The 16,540-nt window shown below is 70.4% G+C and carries 17 protein-coding genes and 1 pseudogene; 9 read left to right on the top strand and 9 right to left on the bottom strand.

The window, feature by feature from the left end:
• The 4 genes from CLV70_RS39300 to CLV70_RS31360 form a co-directional block, all read right to left on the bottom strand.
• Window positions 1-779, bottom strand: a 779-nt coding sequence (locus CLV70_RS39300; RefSeq protein ID WP_245908576.1) for a CBM96 family carbohydrate-binding protein, incomplete at its 3' end; no start/stop codon positions are given.
• A 108-nt stretch (window positions 780-887) separates the two neighbouring features.
• Window positions 888-1,364 carry a hypothetical protein gene (locus CLV70_RS31350; RefSeq protein ID WP_146164219.1) on the bottom strand — a complete coding sequence of 159 codons (477 nt, stop codon included), beginning with the start codon at window positions 1,362-1,364 and terminating at the stop codon, window positions 888-890.
• 56 nt (window positions 1,365-1,420) lie between these two features.
• Window positions 1,421-2,680, bottom strand: coding sequence for a NucA/NucB deoxyribonuclease domain-containing protein (locus tag CLV70_RS31355; RefSeq protein WP_106130245.1), 1,260 nt, complete (start codon window positions 2,678-2,680; stop codon window positions 1,421-1,423).
• Window positions 2,677-4,464, bottom strand: coding sequence for an RICIN domain-containing protein (locus CLV70_RS31360; RefSeq protein ID WP_146164220.1), 1,788 nt, complete (start codon window positions 4,462-4,464; stop codon window positions 2,677-2,679). Before CLV70_RS31360 ends, CLV70_RS31355 begins: the two co-directional genes overlap by 4 nt.
• Window positions 4,465-4,639: 175 nt before the next feature.
• Here CLV70_RS31360 and CLV70_RS31365 point away from each other — a divergent pair, with 175 nt between their 5' ends.
• Window positions 4,640-5,137, top strand: a complete 498-nt coding sequence (locus CLV70_RS31365) for a hypothetical protein (protein ID WP_106130247.1) — start codon at window positions 4,640-4,642, stop codon at window positions 5,135-5,137.
• A gap of 200 nt (window positions 5,138-5,337) precedes the next feature.
• Here the strand turns inward: CLV70_RS31365 and CLV70_RS31370 are convergent, their stop codons facing one another.
• The gene (locus CLV70_RS31370) at window positions 5,338-5,904 is read right to left on the bottom strand and encodes a transposase (protein WP_106130248.1); all 567 of its coding nucleotides are present in this window, start codon (window positions 5,902-5,904) and stop codon (window positions 5,338-5,340) included.
• A gap of 108 nt (window positions 5,905-6,012) precedes the next feature.
• A complete protein-coding gene (locus CLV70_RS31375; RefSeq protein ID WP_106130249.1) occupies window positions 6,013-7,128 on the bottom strand; it encodes a MerR family transcriptional regulator in 1,116 nt (371 codons plus the stop codon).
• 543 nt (window positions 7,129-7,671) lie between these two features.
• On the opposite strand from CLV70_RS31375, the gene CLV70_RS31380 reads away from it, so the two are divergent.
• The 3 genes from CLV70_RS31380 (at window position 7,672) to CLV70_RS31390 (ending at window position 11,281) form a co-directional block, all read left to right on the top strand.
• Entirely contained in the window at window positions 7,672-8,577 is a 906-nt protein-coding gene (locus CLV70_RS31380; protein WP_106130250.1) for a hypothetical protein, read from the top strand.
• 404 nt (window positions 8,578-8,981) lie between these two features.
• A complete protein-coding gene (locus tag CLV70_RS31385) occupies window positions 8,982-9,821 on the top strand; it encodes a M20/M25/M40 family metallo-hydrolase (protein WP_106130251.1) in 840 nt (279 codons plus the stop codon).
• Window positions 9,818-11,281, top strand: coding sequence for a M1 family metallopeptidase (locus CLV70_RS31390; RefSeq protein ID WP_106130252.1), 1,464 nt, complete (start codon window positions 9,818-9,820; stop codon window positions 11,279-11,281). Before CLV70_RS31385 ends, CLV70_RS31390 begins: the two co-directional genes overlap by 4 nt.
• 188 nt (window positions 11,282-11,469) lie before the next feature.
• Here CLV70_RS31390 and CLV70_RS31395 read toward each other — a convergent pair.
• Window positions 11,470-11,616: pseudogene (locus CLV70_RS31395) on the bottom strand (IS5/IS1182 family transposase); the annotation flags it as partial.
• 65 nt (window positions 11,617-11,681) lie between these two features.
• Window positions 11,682-12,245, bottom strand: coding sequence for a DUF6069 family protein (locus CLV70_RS31400; RefSeq protein WP_146164221.1), 564 nt, complete (start codon window positions 12,243-12,245; stop codon window positions 11,682-11,684).
• A 127-nt stretch (window positions 12,246-12,372) separates the two neighbouring features.
• Between CLV70_RS31400 and CLV70_RS31405 the strand changes: the two genes are divergently transcribed.
• The 5 genes from CLV70_RS31405 (at window position 12,373) to CLV70_RS31425 (ending at window position 16,354) form a co-directional block, all read left to right on the top strand.
• The gene (locus CLV70_RS31405; RefSeq protein WP_106130254.1) at window positions 12,373-13,761 is read left to right on the top strand and encodes an MBL fold metallo-hydrolase RNA specificity domain-containing protein; all 1,389 of its coding nucleotides are present in this window, start codon (window positions 12,373-12,375) and stop codon (window positions 13,759-13,761) included.
• A 267-nt stretch (window positions 13,762-14,028) separates the two neighbouring features.
• Window positions 14,029-14,217 carry a PLD nuclease N-terminal domain-containing protein gene (locus CLV70_RS31410; protein ID WP_106130255.1) on the top strand — a complete coding sequence of 63 codons (189 nt, stop codon included), beginning with the start codon at window positions 14,029-14,031 and terminating at the stop codon, window positions 14,215-14,217.
• Window positions 14,214-15,089: an ABC transporter ATP-binding protein gene (locus CLV70_RS31415; RefSeq protein WP_106130256.1), complete on the top strand. Its 876-nt coding sequence runs from the start codon at window positions 14,214-14,216 to the stop codon at window positions 15,087-15,089. The genes CLV70_RS31410 and CLV70_RS31415 overlap by 4 nt, the downstream gene beginning before the upstream one ends.
• On the top strand, window positions 15,086-15,835 hold the full coding sequence (locus tag CLV70_RS31420) for a hypothetical protein (protein WP_106130257.1): 750 nt from the start codon (window positions 15,086-15,088) through the stop codon (window positions 15,833-15,835). The genes CLV70_RS31415 and CLV70_RS31420 overlap by 4 nt, the downstream gene beginning before the upstream one ends.
• Before the next feature lie 303 nt (window positions 15,836-16,138).
• Window positions 16,139-16,354 (top strand): hypothetical protein, encoded by a 216-nt coding sequence (locus CLV70_RS31425; RefSeq protein ID WP_106130258.1) that lies wholly within the window; start codon window positions 16,139-16,141, stop codon window positions 16,352-16,354.
• A gap of 13 nt (window positions 16,355-16,367) precedes the next feature.
• On the opposite strand, the gene CLV70_RS40195 is transcribed toward CLV70_RS31425, so the two are convergent.
• On the bottom strand, window positions 16,368-16,529 hold the full coding sequence (locus tag CLV70_RS40195; RefSeq protein ID WP_170148684.1) for a hypothetical protein: 162 nt from the start codon (window positions 16,527-16,529) through the stop codon (window positions 16,368-16,370).
• Window positions 16,530-16,540 lie beyond the last annotated feature (11 nt).

Below are 16,540 nucleotides of genomic sequence, written 5' to 3' on the forward strand. Positions count from 1 at the left end.
TTGTGGTATGCGTGGAAGATCGCGGCGGTCCGTCCGGTGGTCTGCTCCCACGCCTTCAGCGCCTGGTCACGCGGGGTGTCGGTGAAGCCGCCGGCCGCCGCGCCCCACAGCACCCCGCACGACGGCACGAGCAGCGCGTCCACGGTGCAGGTCCCGCCGGCTGCGGGGACCGGCGCCGCAACGCTTCGGCGTACCGTGAGACGGATCTCCGGCCCGCCGGTCGTGCGGTCGCCGTACTCGACGGAGCGCAGCCGGGTCACCGCGGCGGTGGCAGACGACCTCAGCGCGAAGGCGTACGTCCCCGGCTTGGTCACGACCCTGCCGACGTCGAAGACGGCGACCGTGCTCCTGGCGGACAGCGTGGTGCGACCGACGACGGAGCCCGCGCGGGGCGCACGACCGGCGGTGAGGGTCCTCTCCGACCAGCGGGTGCTCGGCACCCGCAGCAGGGTCAACGTCGATGCCGGCGGCCTGCCGGCGAGCGGCAGCCGCACCTGAGCCCCCGTCAGCCGGGAACCGGCGGGCAGGGCCCGGACGGTGAACTTCAGGTACGACGTCCGCGTCTCGCCTCCGCTACGCCCGACCACCAGCTTGTCGGCCGCCCCGAAGGTCGTGGCGTGACGGGTGCTGGAGACGTAGGTGTCGTCGGTCGCGTACGTCCGTACGGTCGTGACCGTGGAGGTCGTGGTGGTCGCTTGAGCGACGCCTGCGGGAGCCAGCCCGAGCGTCACGGTGACGGCGACCGATGCGCCGGCGAGCATGCTGCGATGTCCTGCCACGAATTCGTCTTCCTGCACGGATCGAGGGGTGCAGGTTTCGACGGTCCGGTGGCACCGGTGCAGGCCCCGGGGCTGTGCGGGAGCAGGACGGGTGCGGACGACGGGGGGTCAGGCGGGCCAGAGCAGCACCCGGTAGCTTTCCATCCCGTCGAGCTCCCGCCACCCGGCGTGGGTGGCAGCCGCGTCCGCGTGCTGGGTCCGGGCTTCGACCTCACGGGCCGCCGCCTGAAGCTCCTCGCGGCCCTGGTGCTCGACCGCCACCCGGTAGGTACCGGGCGCCGCCGGGATCTCGCAGGCGAGCCCGTCACCCGTGTCGACAGCGATCCGGCCGCTGATCACGGTCAGCTCGTACGGCCCGTCGTTTGCTCCGATCTCGAGCCGTACCCGGGGGCGGGTCAGCTGGTGGGCGCACCGCAGCTGCAGCACCGTACCCGCGGCGGCGATCATCGCCGCGCGGCCCCGGCTGCCCGGGATCCGTGCCGCCTCGGCGGCAGCGCGTTGGTCCTCGCGGGTGTCCACGCCGACGTCGCGTACCAGGATCATGCCGTTCGCTGTCTGGACCACTGCCTCGACCGTCGCCGTCAAACCTGACTCCTTGTCCGGGCGGCGGTGACGCCCCGGGACGTCACCGCCGCCTTCTCTCACCGGGTGATCGCGACGAAGAACGCGTCTCCGTCGATGATGCGCTGCGGTTGGTAGAACCCGTTGTTCAGGTACAGTCGGCCGGAGTCCTGGTTATCCACCTCGCCGATCAGGCGGGCCGAGCCGTGCCAGGTCTGCCAGCCGTTGGCATTGCCGTCCGCTCCGCCGCTTCCGGTGTACGCGCCCTCCCGCGTCGACGCCATCGGATACTCGTCGCAGTTGAGGTTCGGCGTGGCCGAGCCCTCGCCCCAGACGTCGACGCAGACCTTGCGCGCCCACTCGCGGTTGGTGCTCTGCAGGTTGCTGTCGACCAGGCGGTGCAGCGGCCGCTGGTTCGCGCCGGCCGACGGCCGGTACTCGCCCGGCGGGCTCTTGCCGAGGAAGGACGGCCAGGTGCGCACCGGGTTGTGCAGCGCATCGTCGATGTGCTGGACCGATTCCTCGACGCCGGACTCCCAGTTGTCCGCCCGGGCGATCGCCGCCAGGTCGTAGGTCGGGACGACGTCGGAGAACACCGCACCGTGGTGCTTGCCGGCGACGGCGCCGGCGGAGTCGAACCGCAGGTCGGCCGTGGTCATGTCGTTCTCGATCCACGGGTCGATCTGCGGGTTCACCGGGATGATCGCCATCCCGAGCCGCACCAGCGACGAGGCCCGGAAGTCGGCGCCGATCCCGGTGTCGTCCGGCGAGGTCATGGTGACCCACAGGCGGGGCGCCGCCGCCCACTGGCCCAGCGGCTGGGTGATCTCCGCACCCGACGGATTGCAGGTGACCAGGCTGCCGCAGCCGGTCAGGCCGACCCGCATCGGCGTGGTCTCCCGCTCGGCGCCGCCGAGCGGCTTCCAGTTGTCGAAGGTCAGATAGAAGTCGGCCTTGCGGGTGCCATTCTGGGCGATGCCGACCAGCGTGTAGTCGAACTCGACGCTGGCGATCACCGTGGAACAGCCCTTGCAGCGCAGCTCCACCTTACGGTGGCCGATGTGGCATCGGTTGAACCGGTCCATCATCCAGCCCTGCTGGGTCGAGGCCTGCGCCGCGTGCTCGGCGCGGCAGATCCGCTTCACGTCGTCCTGCGGTAGGGCAACGGGGAGCGCGCTGCTGGTCTGCGGGGCGGCGGTTTCGGGCGTACGTGTGCCGCCGGACGACTTCGTCACCACCCAGCCGCCCGGATCCGGCCCGGGGGCGGCGGCGGTGGCCGGGGTGGCGGTGGCCAGCAAGGCGACCGCGGCGGTCAGCAGGGTCGCGAGTCTTCTGCTCACGCGAGCTCCTTCCGGGGGCAGGCCGAGCCGAGGCAGGCGTAGAGCAGCCGGCCGTCGGCGGCGTCGTAGGCCATCGTGTAGCCCTGGTACGTACGGTCGGATTTCTTGCCGAGGCCGTCGACGCGCGCGTCGCCGGTGACGACGTGGACCTTCGTGCTCGCGGATGTGCCCTCGAGGGCGACGCCCTTTCGCCCGGCGGCGCTCACAGTCATGGTGGTGACGCGGCTGCTGCCTGCCTTTCCGTGCAGGTCGGCGTCGGCCAGCCTCCGCGCCTCGGCGGAGACAATCGGTGTGCGGCGCTGCGCTGAGGGGTGGGCGCGCGCCGACAGCGCGTTACATTGCTCGCGGGCGGCGACGCACCGCGCCAGCCCCGGAACGGTCTTGAGGCAGCGGGCCGGGTCGTCACCCAGGCAGGCCGCGAGAGCCCGCTGGTCCACGCCGTTGTGGAAAGCCTTTCCGACCGTACGAGGTGCCGGCGCGGCGGTTGCCGTCGTCCCGGACGCCGGCTTGCCGAGCGTGACGCGGTCGACCTCGCCGGTGCTGCGCGGCGTTACCGAGGACGTGAAGCAGTACGGCGGCGTGTTCGCCTCGCCCAGTTCCAGCGAGAACGGGTCCGGCAGCCCGCAGATGTTCGCCGGGAAGCCCGACACCTGCCCGAGCGACGGCCGGTGCCAGACGTCGTTGCCGTCCAACAGCTGCAGCCGATTCTCGAACGGAGTGGCCAGCGAGGCGTACTCGGCGTACTGGGTGAACAGGCCGTGCTCGAGGTCGCCGGTGCGGTTGCCGGCGGCGAACCGGGTCGTACCCACGAGGTTGAAGTCGTAGAAGACGTCCCACTCGCCGGCATCGTTGCCGAGGCTCATCCACGTGTGCATCGAGCCGTCGGCGAGGGTCGAGTCCGGCCGGACGATGGCGTGGAATTCCTGCGTCGACTGTTCGGTCTCGACGCCGACCTCCAACCAGTACGCCCCGTGCGCCGTGCTGCCGGTGTCGGCGTCGTAAGCCCCGCGCCACCCCATCTCGGCATAGTCGTACCCGGGGTTGCCGTTGCTCGCGTCCAGCGGATCCCAGTTCACCTGGTTGGACATCTCGTTGTAGCCCGAGCCCCACTCCGGGTCCGACGGCGGCCCGGTGAACGAGACGGGCTGCTGCCGGAAGTTCAGCATCACCCCGTGCACCGGCGGCTGATTGGTGACGCAGAACCCGGTTTCGGACCGGAAACCGCAGTCGAAACCGCCGGTACGCACCCGCCAGAACTGAGTGGTGTAGTACGAGGCGCAGGTCCACATCGTGGCCGGCTGCCCGTCCGCGCTGGCGTACAGGTCGAGGCAGCGCCCGTCGGCCTTGTTGCGCAGATCGAAGCCGGCCGGCGACCACGACTGCGCCGTCCCGTTCGTCCATCGCTGATTGGTGCCGGTGCCGCACGCGGCGAGCACCACGTTCGCGCCGTCCTTGGCCGCCGCCTCCTGCAGGCAGAGCCCGGAGGAGAGGTGCTTGATCCGGTAGGTCGGCGGGTTGCCCGCCGCGACCACCTCGAAGGTCCACCGCTGCGCCTTGACCGCTGCCGGCAGCCCGCTCTTGTAGGCGCGTACCTTGACCTGCGCGCCGGCGGTGTCCGCGTCGGTCGCCAGCACCTGCAGGTCACCGTCCTCGGCCTGCCCGATGGCAACCGGGTCCGGCGCGGGCGCCGCCGCGACCGCAGGCGCGTCGAGCGCCAGGGCCATACCGCTGCCGGCCACGACCGTGGCGAGGACGACTGCGCATCGGGATCGGAGTTTTCCCACCCGTGCTCCTCTCGTGCGACAACGAGGGCATGGTGAGGCGCGCAGTGCACGACGGCGCCGTCGGACGCTGCCCCCGTAGCCGCGTCGACGTCGATAGATGCGAGACCGAGCCTGCCACTCATGCCCGTCGATCTCCACGGTTGACTTCCGCCGCGAATCGGGATATTCCGCCGGTATGAATGTGATCCGTCGCGGCTGGTCGATCGGCGCCGCGGCCCTGCTCGTGGCCGGTGCCAGCCTGCTGCCGTGGTTCCGTACCGGCTGGGCCGACGGGGACGGCTGGGACACCAATACGGCGACCGCATGGACGTCCTCAACCTGGTGGGCGATCGCGGTAATCATGTGCCTGCTCGCCGCCGGAGCCGGTCTTTTCGGCCTTCGTCCGGGCGGCCTCGGGGCCGGGCTCCGATGGAGCGCCGTGGGCCTCGCTGCGACCGCCGCCGCGGTCACCGTCGTGACGTGGGTGCGTATTCCGCACCTCGTCCGGGGTGGCGGCATGGGCTGGGCCGCGGCCGGCGCGGAGTCCCGCGATGTCGGTGACATCGTGCGCGACGACCTGGTGCTGATCCGCATCGACGGGTTGACCCAGCAGGTCGGCTGGGGCGTCTACGCCGGTCTCGCTGCCATGGTGGTGCTCACCGCCGCGCTCGTCCACCGGGCCCTCCGCCCCTGATGGCAGGCGCGACCGTCCGGGAGAACCCTCAGGGGTGGCGGCCCGGACAACGGGGTCATCACCGGTGGGCCGCGGCAACGGGGACCACCATGATGGACGCATGTCGATCGATGTCGCGGTGACCCACCGAGCGCCCGCCCAGGAGCCCGATCGAACCACCCGCCGCCGCCCATCTTGGGGACTGAGTCGAAAATGAACCGTCACTGGGTTTGTGTGACGACGGTTTGGTAGCCGAGTTGGTGGAGTTGGTTGACCAGGCGTCGGGCTTGGCGTGCGGGGGCGAGGCGGTTGAGGTAGTGACCGGCGCCGAGGTCCTGGTAGTCGCTGTCGTTGGTGAGCATGTGCCAGATGGCGGTCAGGATGCTGTGGCCGACCGCGACGAGGGCGCGTTTCTTGCCGCGGCGGGTGACGATCCTGCGGTAGCGGGCTTGTAGGTAGGTGTTCTTGGTGCGCGATCCCGCGGCGGCGGCCTCGCCGAGGGTGTCGCGGAGCCAGGAGTCGCCTTTGCGGGTAGTGCCGGCGCCGTGTTTCCCGGCCGATTCGTGGTTGCCGGGGCAGACACCTGCCCAGGACGCGAGGTGCGCGGCGGTCGGGAAGCGGCTCATGTCGGCGCCGATCTCGGCGAGGATGACTTGGGCATGGTGAGTCCCGACGCCGGGGATGGTGCTGAGTCGCTCGACCTCGGCCTGCAGCGGCGCGATCTCCTGTCCGATGCGGGCGGTCAGCGTGGTGACGGTCGCGGTGACGGCGTCGATGCGATCGATCATCGTGCGGCAGAGGAACGCGTGGTGTTCGCCGAAACGGTCGGTCAGTGCCTCACGCAGGGCAGGGATCTTCGTCGGTCAGCTCGCTGGCGCGCTTGCGGGGAGGGCTATTCAGGCTACGAGCAGACGAAGACCGAGTTCTGCCGTGTCGAGGGCGACGAGGTCGCGGTTACGCTCTGCCCAACGGCCAGAGGTCAGATCATTGCGGAGTTCGTCCACCGCCCGCTGCTCGGCCTGCGGTCCGACCCGGGTCCATACCGATACCGCGCGGCGTACGTGCTCAGCCAGGTAGGCCTGGGGTCGGCGCCAATGCGCCTCGAAGAAGCGGTCAGCGCAGTCCCATGGGACGAGCACCGGCTCCGCTCGGCCCCCGATCGCCTGAGTCAGGTCGGCCAAGGACGGCCAGCCGATGAGAAGGTCAGCGAACTCCGGCAGGTAGTCGCGGGTGAGCCAGAACCGCTCCCGCCAACCGGTGTTGTCGGCGTCGTACGTGAATACCACCACGCGGCGGGCCACCCGCCGCATCTCCCGCAGGCCGGCGACCGGGTCCGGCCAATGATGTACGGTGCTGACCGCCATCGCGGCGTCGAAGGACTGGTCCTCGAACGGCAGGCTCTCGGCTCCGGCCGCGACGCACGCTGCGGCACCTGGGGGACGTTGCGCTCGCATGACCGCCGACGGCTCCACCGCCGTGACGTCACGGTCCGGTGGTTCGTAGGAACCGGTGCCCGCCCCGACGTTCAATACCGTTTGGGCGTCACCGAGCGCGCCCCAGATTCGCGCGGCGATTCGCGGCTCGGTGCGTCGCGTGGCCGGGTAGGCGGACCCGATGGTGTCGTACAGCTGCGCGCCGAACACTTGGAGTTGCTCCTCCGGGCTTGTCCTGAGGCCCATTGCTCGTGCCTCCAGTTCTCTGTCGATGGCCTTCACCATGGCAGCAGCACGGTCACGCTGCTCCAGCAGCAGACCACGCAGCCGGCGCAGGTGCGCGACCGCGTCGGTGGCGGGGTCATCAACCAGATCCGCGATCTCTCGCAATCCGAAGCCCAGCCGCCGGTAGGCGAGCACCTCCCGCAGCCGCTCCACGTCGCCCGCGGAATAGGCCCGGTATCCCGCGAAGGTCCGCGCCGACGGCCGTAACAGGCCGATCTCGTCGTAGTGATGCAGCGTGCGGACGCTTACGCCGGCCAGCTCCGCCACACGTCCCACGGTCAGGTGCTCCTCCACGCCTCCGACTATGTGGCATGACGCAACGTGAGGGACAAGCCCTTTCACGGCATGATCGAGTTTTGCTCACCGGCAGATCCGGACGCAGGCTCGGCGGACAGGCGCCGCTCCCGTAGTTGGCGAGAGTGACGCGTGCTGGCGTCAGCTCGTCTTCCTGCGGCCGGGTGTGGGCCGTCAGCTGTCGGATGGTGCAGGTCGGCAACATGGCGCGCTGCCCGTCCTACGCGCTGACCTTGACCCGGCCGACGTGGAACGGTGGCCGCCGTCGGCGAGCCCGCCGACGGCGGCGAACAGGTCGACTCAGTGGGTCGAAGTCACCGCGCTCGGCGAGTCGACCGGCGGCGTAGGCGTGGAGTTGCGTCAATGTCGCCGCGCTCGACCGACAGCTCGATCGCTCGTTCAGCCGGAAGGTGGCTGGCGGCTGCACGCCCCGGGAGCTCGTTAAAGAAACTTTAAGGAACGCTTGCTCAGCGTCATGAACTGCTGCACATCGTTGTTCGTATATCTCGGCACAAGCAGTACCGAGACTACGAGGAGCCGTGCATGTATCGACGCGGAGTCAGCAGCCGGACGCGCAAGCTGGTGGTTGGAGGTGCCGCCGCAGTGTTGCTCGGCTCGGCGCTCGCGGTCGGCACGGGGATGGGCCAGGCCGCCGAACAGGGCAACGCCGGCTCCGGCTCCGGCAGCATTGAGGCTTTGGTGCCTGTGCTGGGTTTCAGTCCGGGGGATCCGAACGCGACGGCTGACCGTGTCGGGCCTACCGGGGTGAATGTTCCCGGTCGCTGTCCGCCCACTCAGGCGCAGGTGAACGCGCAGGTGGCGCTCAAGAATGCGAGCCTTCCGGGTGGAACGGATCTTGAGAGCCGTATCCAGCGTTTTGAGAAGACGTTGTCGGCGATTCAGGATTTGAAGTGCCCTGCGTCTTCCACGACTTTGCTGGGCCGCTTGAAGTCCTTGACCGCGCTGCGTGGGAACGCGAACCGTGATGACGTCCTGCGCGGTTTGGGTTTGAACGACACGCCGGCGGACAGGGCGGCCGCCGCAGGACCCGGTGACGCGGCCGCGGGTGGAGCTACAGGGAACGCCGGAGCCGGCTCCGGTGGCATTGAGGCTTTGGTGCCTGCGCTGGGTTTCAGTCCGGGGGATCCGAACGCGACGGCCGACCGTGTCGGGCCCACCGGGGTGAATGTTCCCGGTCGTTGCCCGCCCACTCAGGCGCAGGTGAACGCGCAGGTGGCGCTCAAGAATGCGAGCCTTCCGGGTGGAACGGATCTTGAGAGCCGTATCCAGCGTTTTGAGAAGACGTTGTCGGCGATTCAGGATTTGAAGTGCCCTGCGTCTTCCACGACTTTGCTGGGCCGCTTGAAGTCCTTGACCGCGCTGCGTGCGAACGCGAACCGTGATGACGTCCTGCGCGGCTTGGGCTTGAACGAAACGCCAGCGGGATAAAGTCGGGGGGAACGCGCCGGTGAAACAAGCGGCCGGCAGAGCAGCGCCGCGGGCAACGGCGACCTGATCCTTCGCGGATCCTGATTCACCGCACGGAACCGCCTCGCCGGAGGCCCTCGCACCACGGGGGTCTCCGGCGTTTCCGTGTGGGCCGACTACGCCTCCGCCGGCCACAGGCGCTGAGATCCGAGCGAACGGCATCAGGCCACGGCTGGCAGAGCAGCGCCGCGGACAACGGCGACCTGATCCTTCGCGGATCCTGATTCACCGCACGGAACCGCCTCGCCGGCCTCGCACCGCATCGAGGTGAACCAGTCGCTGGTCAACAAGGCGTCGTGCCGGATGGCGTGGATCGCCCCTTTCGTAAAACAGGTTCCTGACATTGGTGCGGCAGCATGCCGCGCATGTCGATTCCGAGAGTCCTTCTGACGGTGGCGGCGGCGGGCGCGCTTGTGGCGGGCACGGTGGCCGTCGCGTCGGCGGGTGAGGCGAACAAGGAACCACCGACCGTGACCGCGAGCGACGTCATGCCGTACCTGCATATGTTGCAGCAGATCGCCGACCGTAACGGCGGCAACCGGGCCGACGGCACGCCGGGCTATCGCCAGTCGGTCGAGGCGGTGAAACAGGTGCTGGACGCGAACGGGTTCCACACCAGGGTGCAGGGCGTGAACCTGATCGCCGACTGGCCGGGTGGTGACGAGAAGCGGACGCTGATGGTCGGCGCCCATCTGGACGGCGTGCCCGAGGGGCCGGGGATCAACGACAACGGCTCGGGGTCCGCGGTGGTGCTGGCGACGGCCGTCGCGGTGGCCCGTTCGCACCTGAAGCCGAAGCGGCACCTGCGGTTCGCGTGGTGGGGCGCGGAGGAGAAGGGCCTGGTCGGCTCGAAGGCCTACCTGGACAGGTTGTCGCCGGTGCAGATCAAGCACATCGCCGCCTACCTGAACGTGGACATGGCCGGCATCAACGACGCGGGGTCGTACATGGTCATCGACTTCGAGGACGGGACCGCCCAGCCGATCTACGACTACCTGAAGACGCAGAACCGGAACACCATCGACATTCCGGCCGGCGGTTCGGACGGCCAGAGCTTCCGGGACAGGGGCATCCCGGTCAGCGGCTTCAACACCGGCCTCGACGACTGTTATCACAGGGCGTGCGACCGGGTGGAGAACATCAAGCCGGACGTCGAGACGCTGAGCGCCAACACGATGATCCACGCGGTCTGGGGGCTGGCATGAGAAACAAGATCATCGTCGCCGCGACGACCGCGGCCCTGCTCGGCGTCGCGACCTGGATCGCCCTTCCCAGCGCTTCGGCGAGCACCGTGGCCGATCCGTACTTCCCCGACGACGGGAATCCGGGTGTGGACGTGCTGCACTACGACGTCGCCATCGGGTGGGACAAGGGTGTGCTGAGCGGTGACACCACGCTCACCATCAAGGCCACCGCGAAGCTGCCCGAGTTCCACCTGGACCTCAGCGGCCTGACGGTGTCCGCGGTGGACGTCGACGGCCGTGCGGCGAAATTCCGCCGCGAGGGCGCGCACGAGCTGGTGATCACCCCGGCCAAGGCGATCGTCAAGGGCGCCCAATTCAAGACCCGCATCCGGTACGGCGGGAAGCCGACCGGAGAGGGGTGGCACGTGTATCCGAACGGCGGCGCACTCGCACTCGGCGAGCCGCACTCGGCAACGTCGTGGTACCCGGCCGACGACCACCCGTCGGACAAGGCCACCTTCCACCTGACCGCGACCGTGCCGGACGGCTGGACGGCGATCGGCAACGGCGAGCCGGAGCCGGTCCGCACGGCGAAGGGCAAGACCGTGTTCCGGTGGAACGAGGACCGGCCGGTGGCGACCTATCTGACCACGGTCGCGATCGACAAATTCACGGTACGCCGGTCGAAGATGCCGGACGGGACGCCGATGCTCTTCGCGTACGGTGACGGCATCGATCCGCGGCCGGAGTCGGAGGCCGCCGTACCCAAGATCATCAAGCTTTTCAGCAAGCTCTTCGGCCCGTATCCCTTCGCGTCGGTCGGAGCGATCGCGGTCAACGGCGTCGAAGCGGGCAACGTGCCGCAGGCAATCGAAACGCAACGCCGCCCGACGTTCCAGGGTGGATTCTTCGACGTCAGCCTGAGCCATGAGCTGGCGCATCAGTGGTTCGGCAACAACGTGTCGTTCACCGACTGGCGGGACGGTTGCATCGCCGAGTGCTTCGCGCAATACGCCAACCAGCTCTGGGAAGAGGCCGAGTACGACTCCGATCTGGACAATTTCTTCTACGCCGCGATGCTCCGGCAATCCCTCGACGACCCGGACTTCTGGTCGGTCAGGCTGTACGACCCGGGACCCGGCCGTGAGCTGCACCCGGCGCTCTACGACAAGGGCTCGATGATGCTGCACGCGCTGCGCCGGATGGTCGGCGACGACGCGTTCTTCGGCACGCTGAAGCGCTGGCAGCGCGACCACCGGGATGGCAACGCGTCGTTCCCGGACTTCGAGAAGCTGGCCGCCCAGGTGTCCGGCAAGAATCTGACCGGCTTCTTCGCCGAATGGGCGCACAGCACGACCGAGCCGTCGGACGCGAACCTGCGACCGGGCTCGCTGGCCGGCGTCCAGCCGCTGCCATCGGACGACGACTCGGACGGCCCCGGCCGCCCGGACGAGCCCGAGATCAAAACCCCCCGAAAGTAAGGCCCGCCCGGGGTAAGGGGTAGCCCGTCCGTCCGTGCGAGCGAGCGATTCGCGGACGGGTGGGCTACCGCCTCTGCGTCAGCGCCGGCCGGCGAAGGTCGGCCCGATGCCCGATGCCCGATGCCCGGGGCGACCGGGCGCGGCCGTTTGCCATGCTCGGATGGGCGGCGGACCGAGTCATCACTTCGGGCGCGGGTCAGTGCGGTGATGATGATGCCGTGAGTGCGGGCCGCGGCCGGGCCATGGGCGGAGCCGGGCAGGGCCGCCGAAGTCCAGACCAGCCGGCCTGCGGCGTCCGCGATGATCTGCACGCTCATGCCGTGCCGTCGGTGTTCCCGCCGATCCGGAAGCCGGCGGCCAGGCGGGTGAACGTGTCGCCGAGGCGCAGGCGAGCCGGGGCTCACACCCGTGTCGATCGATCGGTCGTGTTCACCTCGCCCCTGGACGGGTGTGTTCCGGGCGTTTGCCGGGTCGCTTGGGCGACGCCGTCCACGATGGTCGCCACGGCGATGCCGATCGCCAGGTTGATCACGGCGGTGGCGATACGTGGGCCGCTCCGGTCGGCCAGGGTCAGCGGCATGATGACCGCGATCAGCGTGGCCAACGCCATGATCCAACCGAAGAAGCGGCGTGGCTCGGCCACGGTGAGGATGAGCAGGTGCATGAGCCCGGCGGCGAGCAACGCCACGACCGCCGCGCCGGCCGCGTAGGTGACTGTCGGCGCGCCGCCCCAGACGCCGTGACTGCGCGGCGCCAGGATCGCGACGTCGAACAACCCCCGGGTGACAAGCACGCCCACGACGGTGAGCAGCGCCGCGACGACCGCGGTGGCGATGCTGCTGGCCCAGAAGCGGCCGGCGTTCAGGGCGTACGGTTCGGATTCTTGGCGGATGCCGCCACCGTAACCAGACATCGGCTTTCCCTCCGTCACCCCTCCAGCGTCACTCCGGAGGCCGGTGGTCACCACGGCCGAAAGTCCCCTCGCCCGGGAAGGTCGCCGAGGCCGGCAACGGCCCGCGGGACGTTCGGCACTGGTCGTCGGCGTCCGGCCGGAGCAGCGTGACGGTGAAGGTCGTAAGGGGGACAACGCCATGGCATCGGGCCACGTATCACTTCAGTTCCTCGGCGCGACCGGTACGGTCACCGGCAGCCGCTTTCTCGTCGGGGCGGATCGGGTGCGGCTGCTCGTCGACTGCGGGATGTTCCAGGGTGAGCGCTCGCTGCGCCGGCGCAACTGGGTGCCGTTCCCCGTGCCCGTGACCGGGCTCGACGCCGTCGTCGTCACCCACTCGCACCTGGACCACGTCGGCTGGCTGCCACGGTTGGTCCGGCAGGGCTTCGCCGGGCCGGTGTACTGCTCGACGTGGACGGCGCAGGTCGCGCCGATCGTCCTGCGCGACGCCGCCCACCTGCAGGAGGAGGACGCCCGGTACGCCTCCCGCCGCGGCTACAGCCGGCACCCCGACCCGCAGCCGTTGTTCGACAGCGCCGACGCCGAGAAGGCCATCGGGCTGCTCCGGCCGGTGCCGTACCACCACGAGCAGGCCGTGGCGCCGGGAGTGGCGGTCTGCCTGACCCCGGCCGGCCACATTCTCGGTTCCTCGATCGCCCGGGTGACCGTCGGTGCGCGCAGTCTCGGGTTCAGCGGCGACCTGGGGCGCGACGACCATCCCCTGCTCACCGGCCCCGAACCCGCGCCCGGCGTGGACGCCATGGTCGTGGAGTCCACGTACGGAAACCGGCTGCACCCGCCGCGGGACCTGGAGCGGCTCGCCGCACCGATCCGGCGGGCGCTGGCCCGTGGCGGCGTCGTGGTCATCCCGGCGTTCGCGATCGACCGGACCGAGGTGCTGCTGATGGCGCTTCGCGAGCTGATGACGGCCGGCCGGCTGCCCCCGGTTCCGGTGTTCGTCGACAGCCCGATGGCGCTGGCCGCCCTCCAGGTGTACCGGCAGGCGGTGCGGGACGGCGCACCGGAGATCCGCCCGGAGATCCGGACGCGCTCCACCGATCCGTTCGACCCTGGCGAACTGCGGCTGGCGAGCACGGCGGAGGAATCGGCCCGGCTCAACGAGCCGCGATCGCCCTGCATCCTGGTGTCCGCGTCGGGTATGGCCACCGGGGGGCGGGTGGTCCACCACCTGGCACACCTGGCACCGGAGCCGCGCAACCTGATCCTGCTGCCCGGCTTCCAGGTGGCCGGGACGCGTGGGCGTGCCCTGCTCGACGGCGCGCGGACGCTGAAGATGTACGGCGGGTACGTTCCGGTCCGTGCCGAGGTGGTAGGGGTGGACGACCTGTCCGCCCATGCCGACGCCGGCGGGCTGCTCGCCTGGCTGAAGACCGCGCCGGCGCCGCCCCGTACGTGTTATGTGGTGCACGGCGAGCCGCCCGCCTCGGCGGCCCTGGCCGAGCGCATCGACCGGGAACTCGGCTGGTGTGCGGTGACACCGCGGGACGGGGAACGCGTGCTGGTGTGACCTCGACCGGCGGCGCCGGCACCAGCCGGTCTTACCCGGGTGCAACCTACGTGCCGCCGCTTCCCGCCGGCACTCCGAGTCCCTGGATCACGGTGATGGCGCTGCGGGTGATCCAGAATTATGCACCCGCGAATGATCCCGTCGATGCACGGTGCCCGTGCCGCTGATCGGGAAGGCCATCGCGGGTTCACTGCCCAGGCCGCGCTCCGGCAGATCTTGTCCCGTGCGGGCGGGGCGCATCATTGCGGCGCATTACCATCTCGTGCCATGAGCGACACCACCCTTGCGCTCCTGCCGCTGATCCTGCTCGGCGTGGCCTTCGTCGGTTACTGCTTCTACGACATCTCCCGCCACCAGGTGCGTTACCTCCCCAAGTGGGCCTGGGCGCTGATCTGCGTGATCTCGATCCCGCTCGGGGGAATCGTCTACCTGCTCGTGGGCCGTGGCCACCGATGATCGTCGAGACCTCGGCGCTGACGAAGCGCTACGCGGCACACGCCGCTCTGGACGGCGTCGACCTGGCCGTCCCGGCCGGCTCGGTGTACGGGCTGGTCGGGCCGAACGGCGCGGGCAAGACCACGCTCCTGGGCATCCTCGCCGGGCTTCGTCGTCCGACCAGCGGATCGGTCCGGCTCGAGGTGGCGCGTGACCGGGTCGCGACCCTGCCCGACACACCACAGTTCGATCCGTGGCTCACCGGCCGTGAAGTGGTCTCGCTGGCCGCCCGCCTGGCCCCCTCGACGCCGGCCGGCAAGGTGGACGAGGTGCTGGCCGAGGCGGGGCTCGCCGAGGCCTCCGACCGCAGGGCCGGTGGCTATTCGCGCGGCATGCTGCAGCGGCTGGGACTGGCCGCCACCATGGTCGGCGAACCGTCTCTGCTGCTCCTCGACGAGCCGGCGTCCGCCCTCGATCCGGCCGGCCGCCGGGAGGTGCTCGACCTGATCGCCCGGCTGCGCGGCCGCGCGACCGTGGTCTTCTCCAGTCACATCCTGGCCGACGTGCAGGAGGCCTGCGACCGGATAGGCATCCTGCGCGACGGCCGCCTGCTCTTTCAGGGCAGCCTGGATCAACTGCTGGTGGGCCGGGCGACGCCTTCGGTCGAGCTTCGTCTGCGAAGCGGTGGCGATCAGGCCGCGGCGCTGCTGCGGCGCCAGGATTGGGTGACTTCGGTACGCCCGGCCGGCGCCGCGCTGATCGTCGGGGTACGCACGATGGACGAGGCGGAGGCCCGCATGGCCGGCGTGCTCGCCGAGTCCAGCGCGAGGGTGATCAGCGTCGGCCCGCGCGAGGCCGAGCTGGAGGACGTGTTCCTGGAGCTGACGTCATGACCCTGTGGCGCCTGGAACTGCTGCGTCTGGTGCGGACGCGACGCCTGGTCGCGCTCCTGGCGGTGTACGCGTTCTTCGGCCTGACCGGCCCGCTCACCGCCCGCTACCTCGGTCGGATTCTCGGTGCCATCGGCACCGAGGGCGTTCAGGTGCAATTCCCCGAGCCCACGCCCGCCGACGGCATCACACAGTTCGTCGGCAACGCGTCGCAGATCGGTCTGCTCGTCGTCGTCCTGGTCTCGGCGTCGGCGCTGGCGTTCGACGCACGCCGGGAGATGGCGGTCTTTCTGCGGACGCGGGTCGCCGGCGTACGTTCGATCGTCCTGCCGGCGTACGCGATCAACGTCGCCGGCGCCGTGGCCGGCCTGCTGCTCGGTTCGGCCTGCGCCTGGTACGAGACAGCGATCTTGCTGGGCGCCCCACCGGCCGGCGCCATGCTGGCCGGGATCGCCTACGGGTCGGTGTCCCTGGCCTTCGCCGTCGCCCTCGTGGCGTTCATGGCCGCCCTGGTGCGGAGCGTCCTCGCGGCGGCGGGCAGCGCGCTGGCCGTCCTGCTGCTCACCGGCATCCTCGGCAGCGCCGCCCGGGTGGGCACGTGGCTTCCGACCGGGCTGCTGGGCGCCCTCGGCGAGCTCACCGCCGGCCGGGCGCCCGGCGACTATCTGCCGGGCCTCGCGGTGACGCTGATCCTCATCGTCCTCGCGCTGGCCGGCGCGGTCCGGCTCGGTGACCGCCGCGAACTCTGACGTCCGGCCGGCCGGTCGCACGGCGGGCCACGACGCCGCGCCGGACCGTCGGCAGGCCGGGCCTTCGGGTGTGCCCAGCCGGCGGCCCGACGGCGAGGCCGCCCCGCGACCGGCTCCACGGTCAGACCCGTCGCCGCGGGCCCATCGGCCCTGACCGATCCGGCTCGGCACGCGGATCGTGGGGGCAGCGGTGGGAGCCGGTCACCGGCGGCGGAGGGAGTCAGGTGTGGGCGGACCGTGGTGTGCGGAGCGGGACGGTGCCGGCCAGCACGAACCAGATCGCCGACGGGAAGGTGGCGGGCGGTGACCCGCCACCGGCCGATGGCCGTCCGAGCCGTCTTCGGCCTCCTCGTCTTCCTGGGGATCACGGCTGTTGCGGGCGGCGTGGAGATAGCCTTCCTCCCGGCGCGGTCCTGGCTCGAGGCCGTCTACGGCGCGGTGGGTGTCCTGCTGGCCCTGATGCCGGCCCTGCCGTCGGTGAGGCGGCATCTCGGCGCGAACGCTCGGCGTGCGCGCTGATGATCCCGCCTGGTCAACGTCGGAACAACCGCGCCAGGAGCCCGGTCGGCGGCTCGTTCTCGTGGCCGGCGCAGCGTTCAGCCTTCGGAATTCCCCGCAGGGTCTGCTCGACGTGCTGGCCGCAGCCGGCCCAGGTGGTCTTGCCGCACCTGCGGCAGGTGACCTGACGACACATGCTCCACTCCC

This window comes from Pseudosporangium ferrugineum, assembly GCF_003002065.1.
GTDB classification, from domain to species: Bacteria; Actinomycetota; Actinomycetes; order Mycobacteriales; family Micromonosporaceae; genus Actinoplanes; species Actinoplanes ferrugineus_A.

What these genes read in the sequence shown, in the direction of transcription:
- CLV70_RS31365 (WP_106130247.1), top strand. Translation starts at nt 4,640, where the DNA reads ATGAATGTGATCCGTCGCGGCTGGTCGATCGGCGCCGCGGCCCTGCTC.
- CLV70_RS40195 (WP_170148684.1), bottom strand. Translation starts at nt 16,529, where the DNA reads ATGTGTCGTCAGGTCACCTGCCGCAGGTGCGGCAAGACCACCTGGGCC.
- CLV70_RS31420 (WP_106130257.1), top strand. Translation starts at nt 15,086, where the DNA reads ATGACCCTGTGGCGCCTGGAACTGCTGCGTCTGGTGCGGACGCGACGC.
- CLV70_RS31405 (WP_106130254.1), top strand. Translation starts at nt 12,373, where the DNA reads ATGGCATCGGGCCACGTATCACTTCAGTTCCTCGGCGCGACCGGTACG.
- CLV70_RS31415 (WP_106130256.1), top strand. Translation starts at nt 14,214, where the DNA reads ATGATCGTCGAGACCTCGGCGCTGACGAAGCGCTACGCGGCACACGCC.
- CLV70_RS31410 (WP_106130255.1), top strand. Translation starts at nt 14,029, where the DNA reads ATGAGCGACACCACCCTTGCGCTCCTGCCGCTGATCCTGCTCGGCGTG.
- CLV70_RS31390 (WP_106130252.1), top strand. Translation starts at nt 9,818, where the DNA reads ATGAGAAACAAGATCATCGTCGCCGCGACGACCGCGGCCCTGCTCGGC.
- CLV70_RS31385 (WP_106130251.1), top strand. Translation starts at nt 8,982, where the DNA reads ATGTCGATTCCGAGAGTCCTTCTGACGGTGGCGGCGGCGGGCGCGCTT.
- CLV70_RS31370 (WP_106130248.1), bottom strand. Translation starts at nt 5,904, where the DNA reads ATGATCGATCGCATCGACGCCGTCACCGCGACCGTCACCACGCTGACC.
- CLV70_RS31380 (WP_106130250.1), top strand. Translation starts at nt 7,672, where the DNA reads ATGTATCGACGCGGAGTCAGCAGCCGGACGCGCAAGCTGGTGGTTGGA.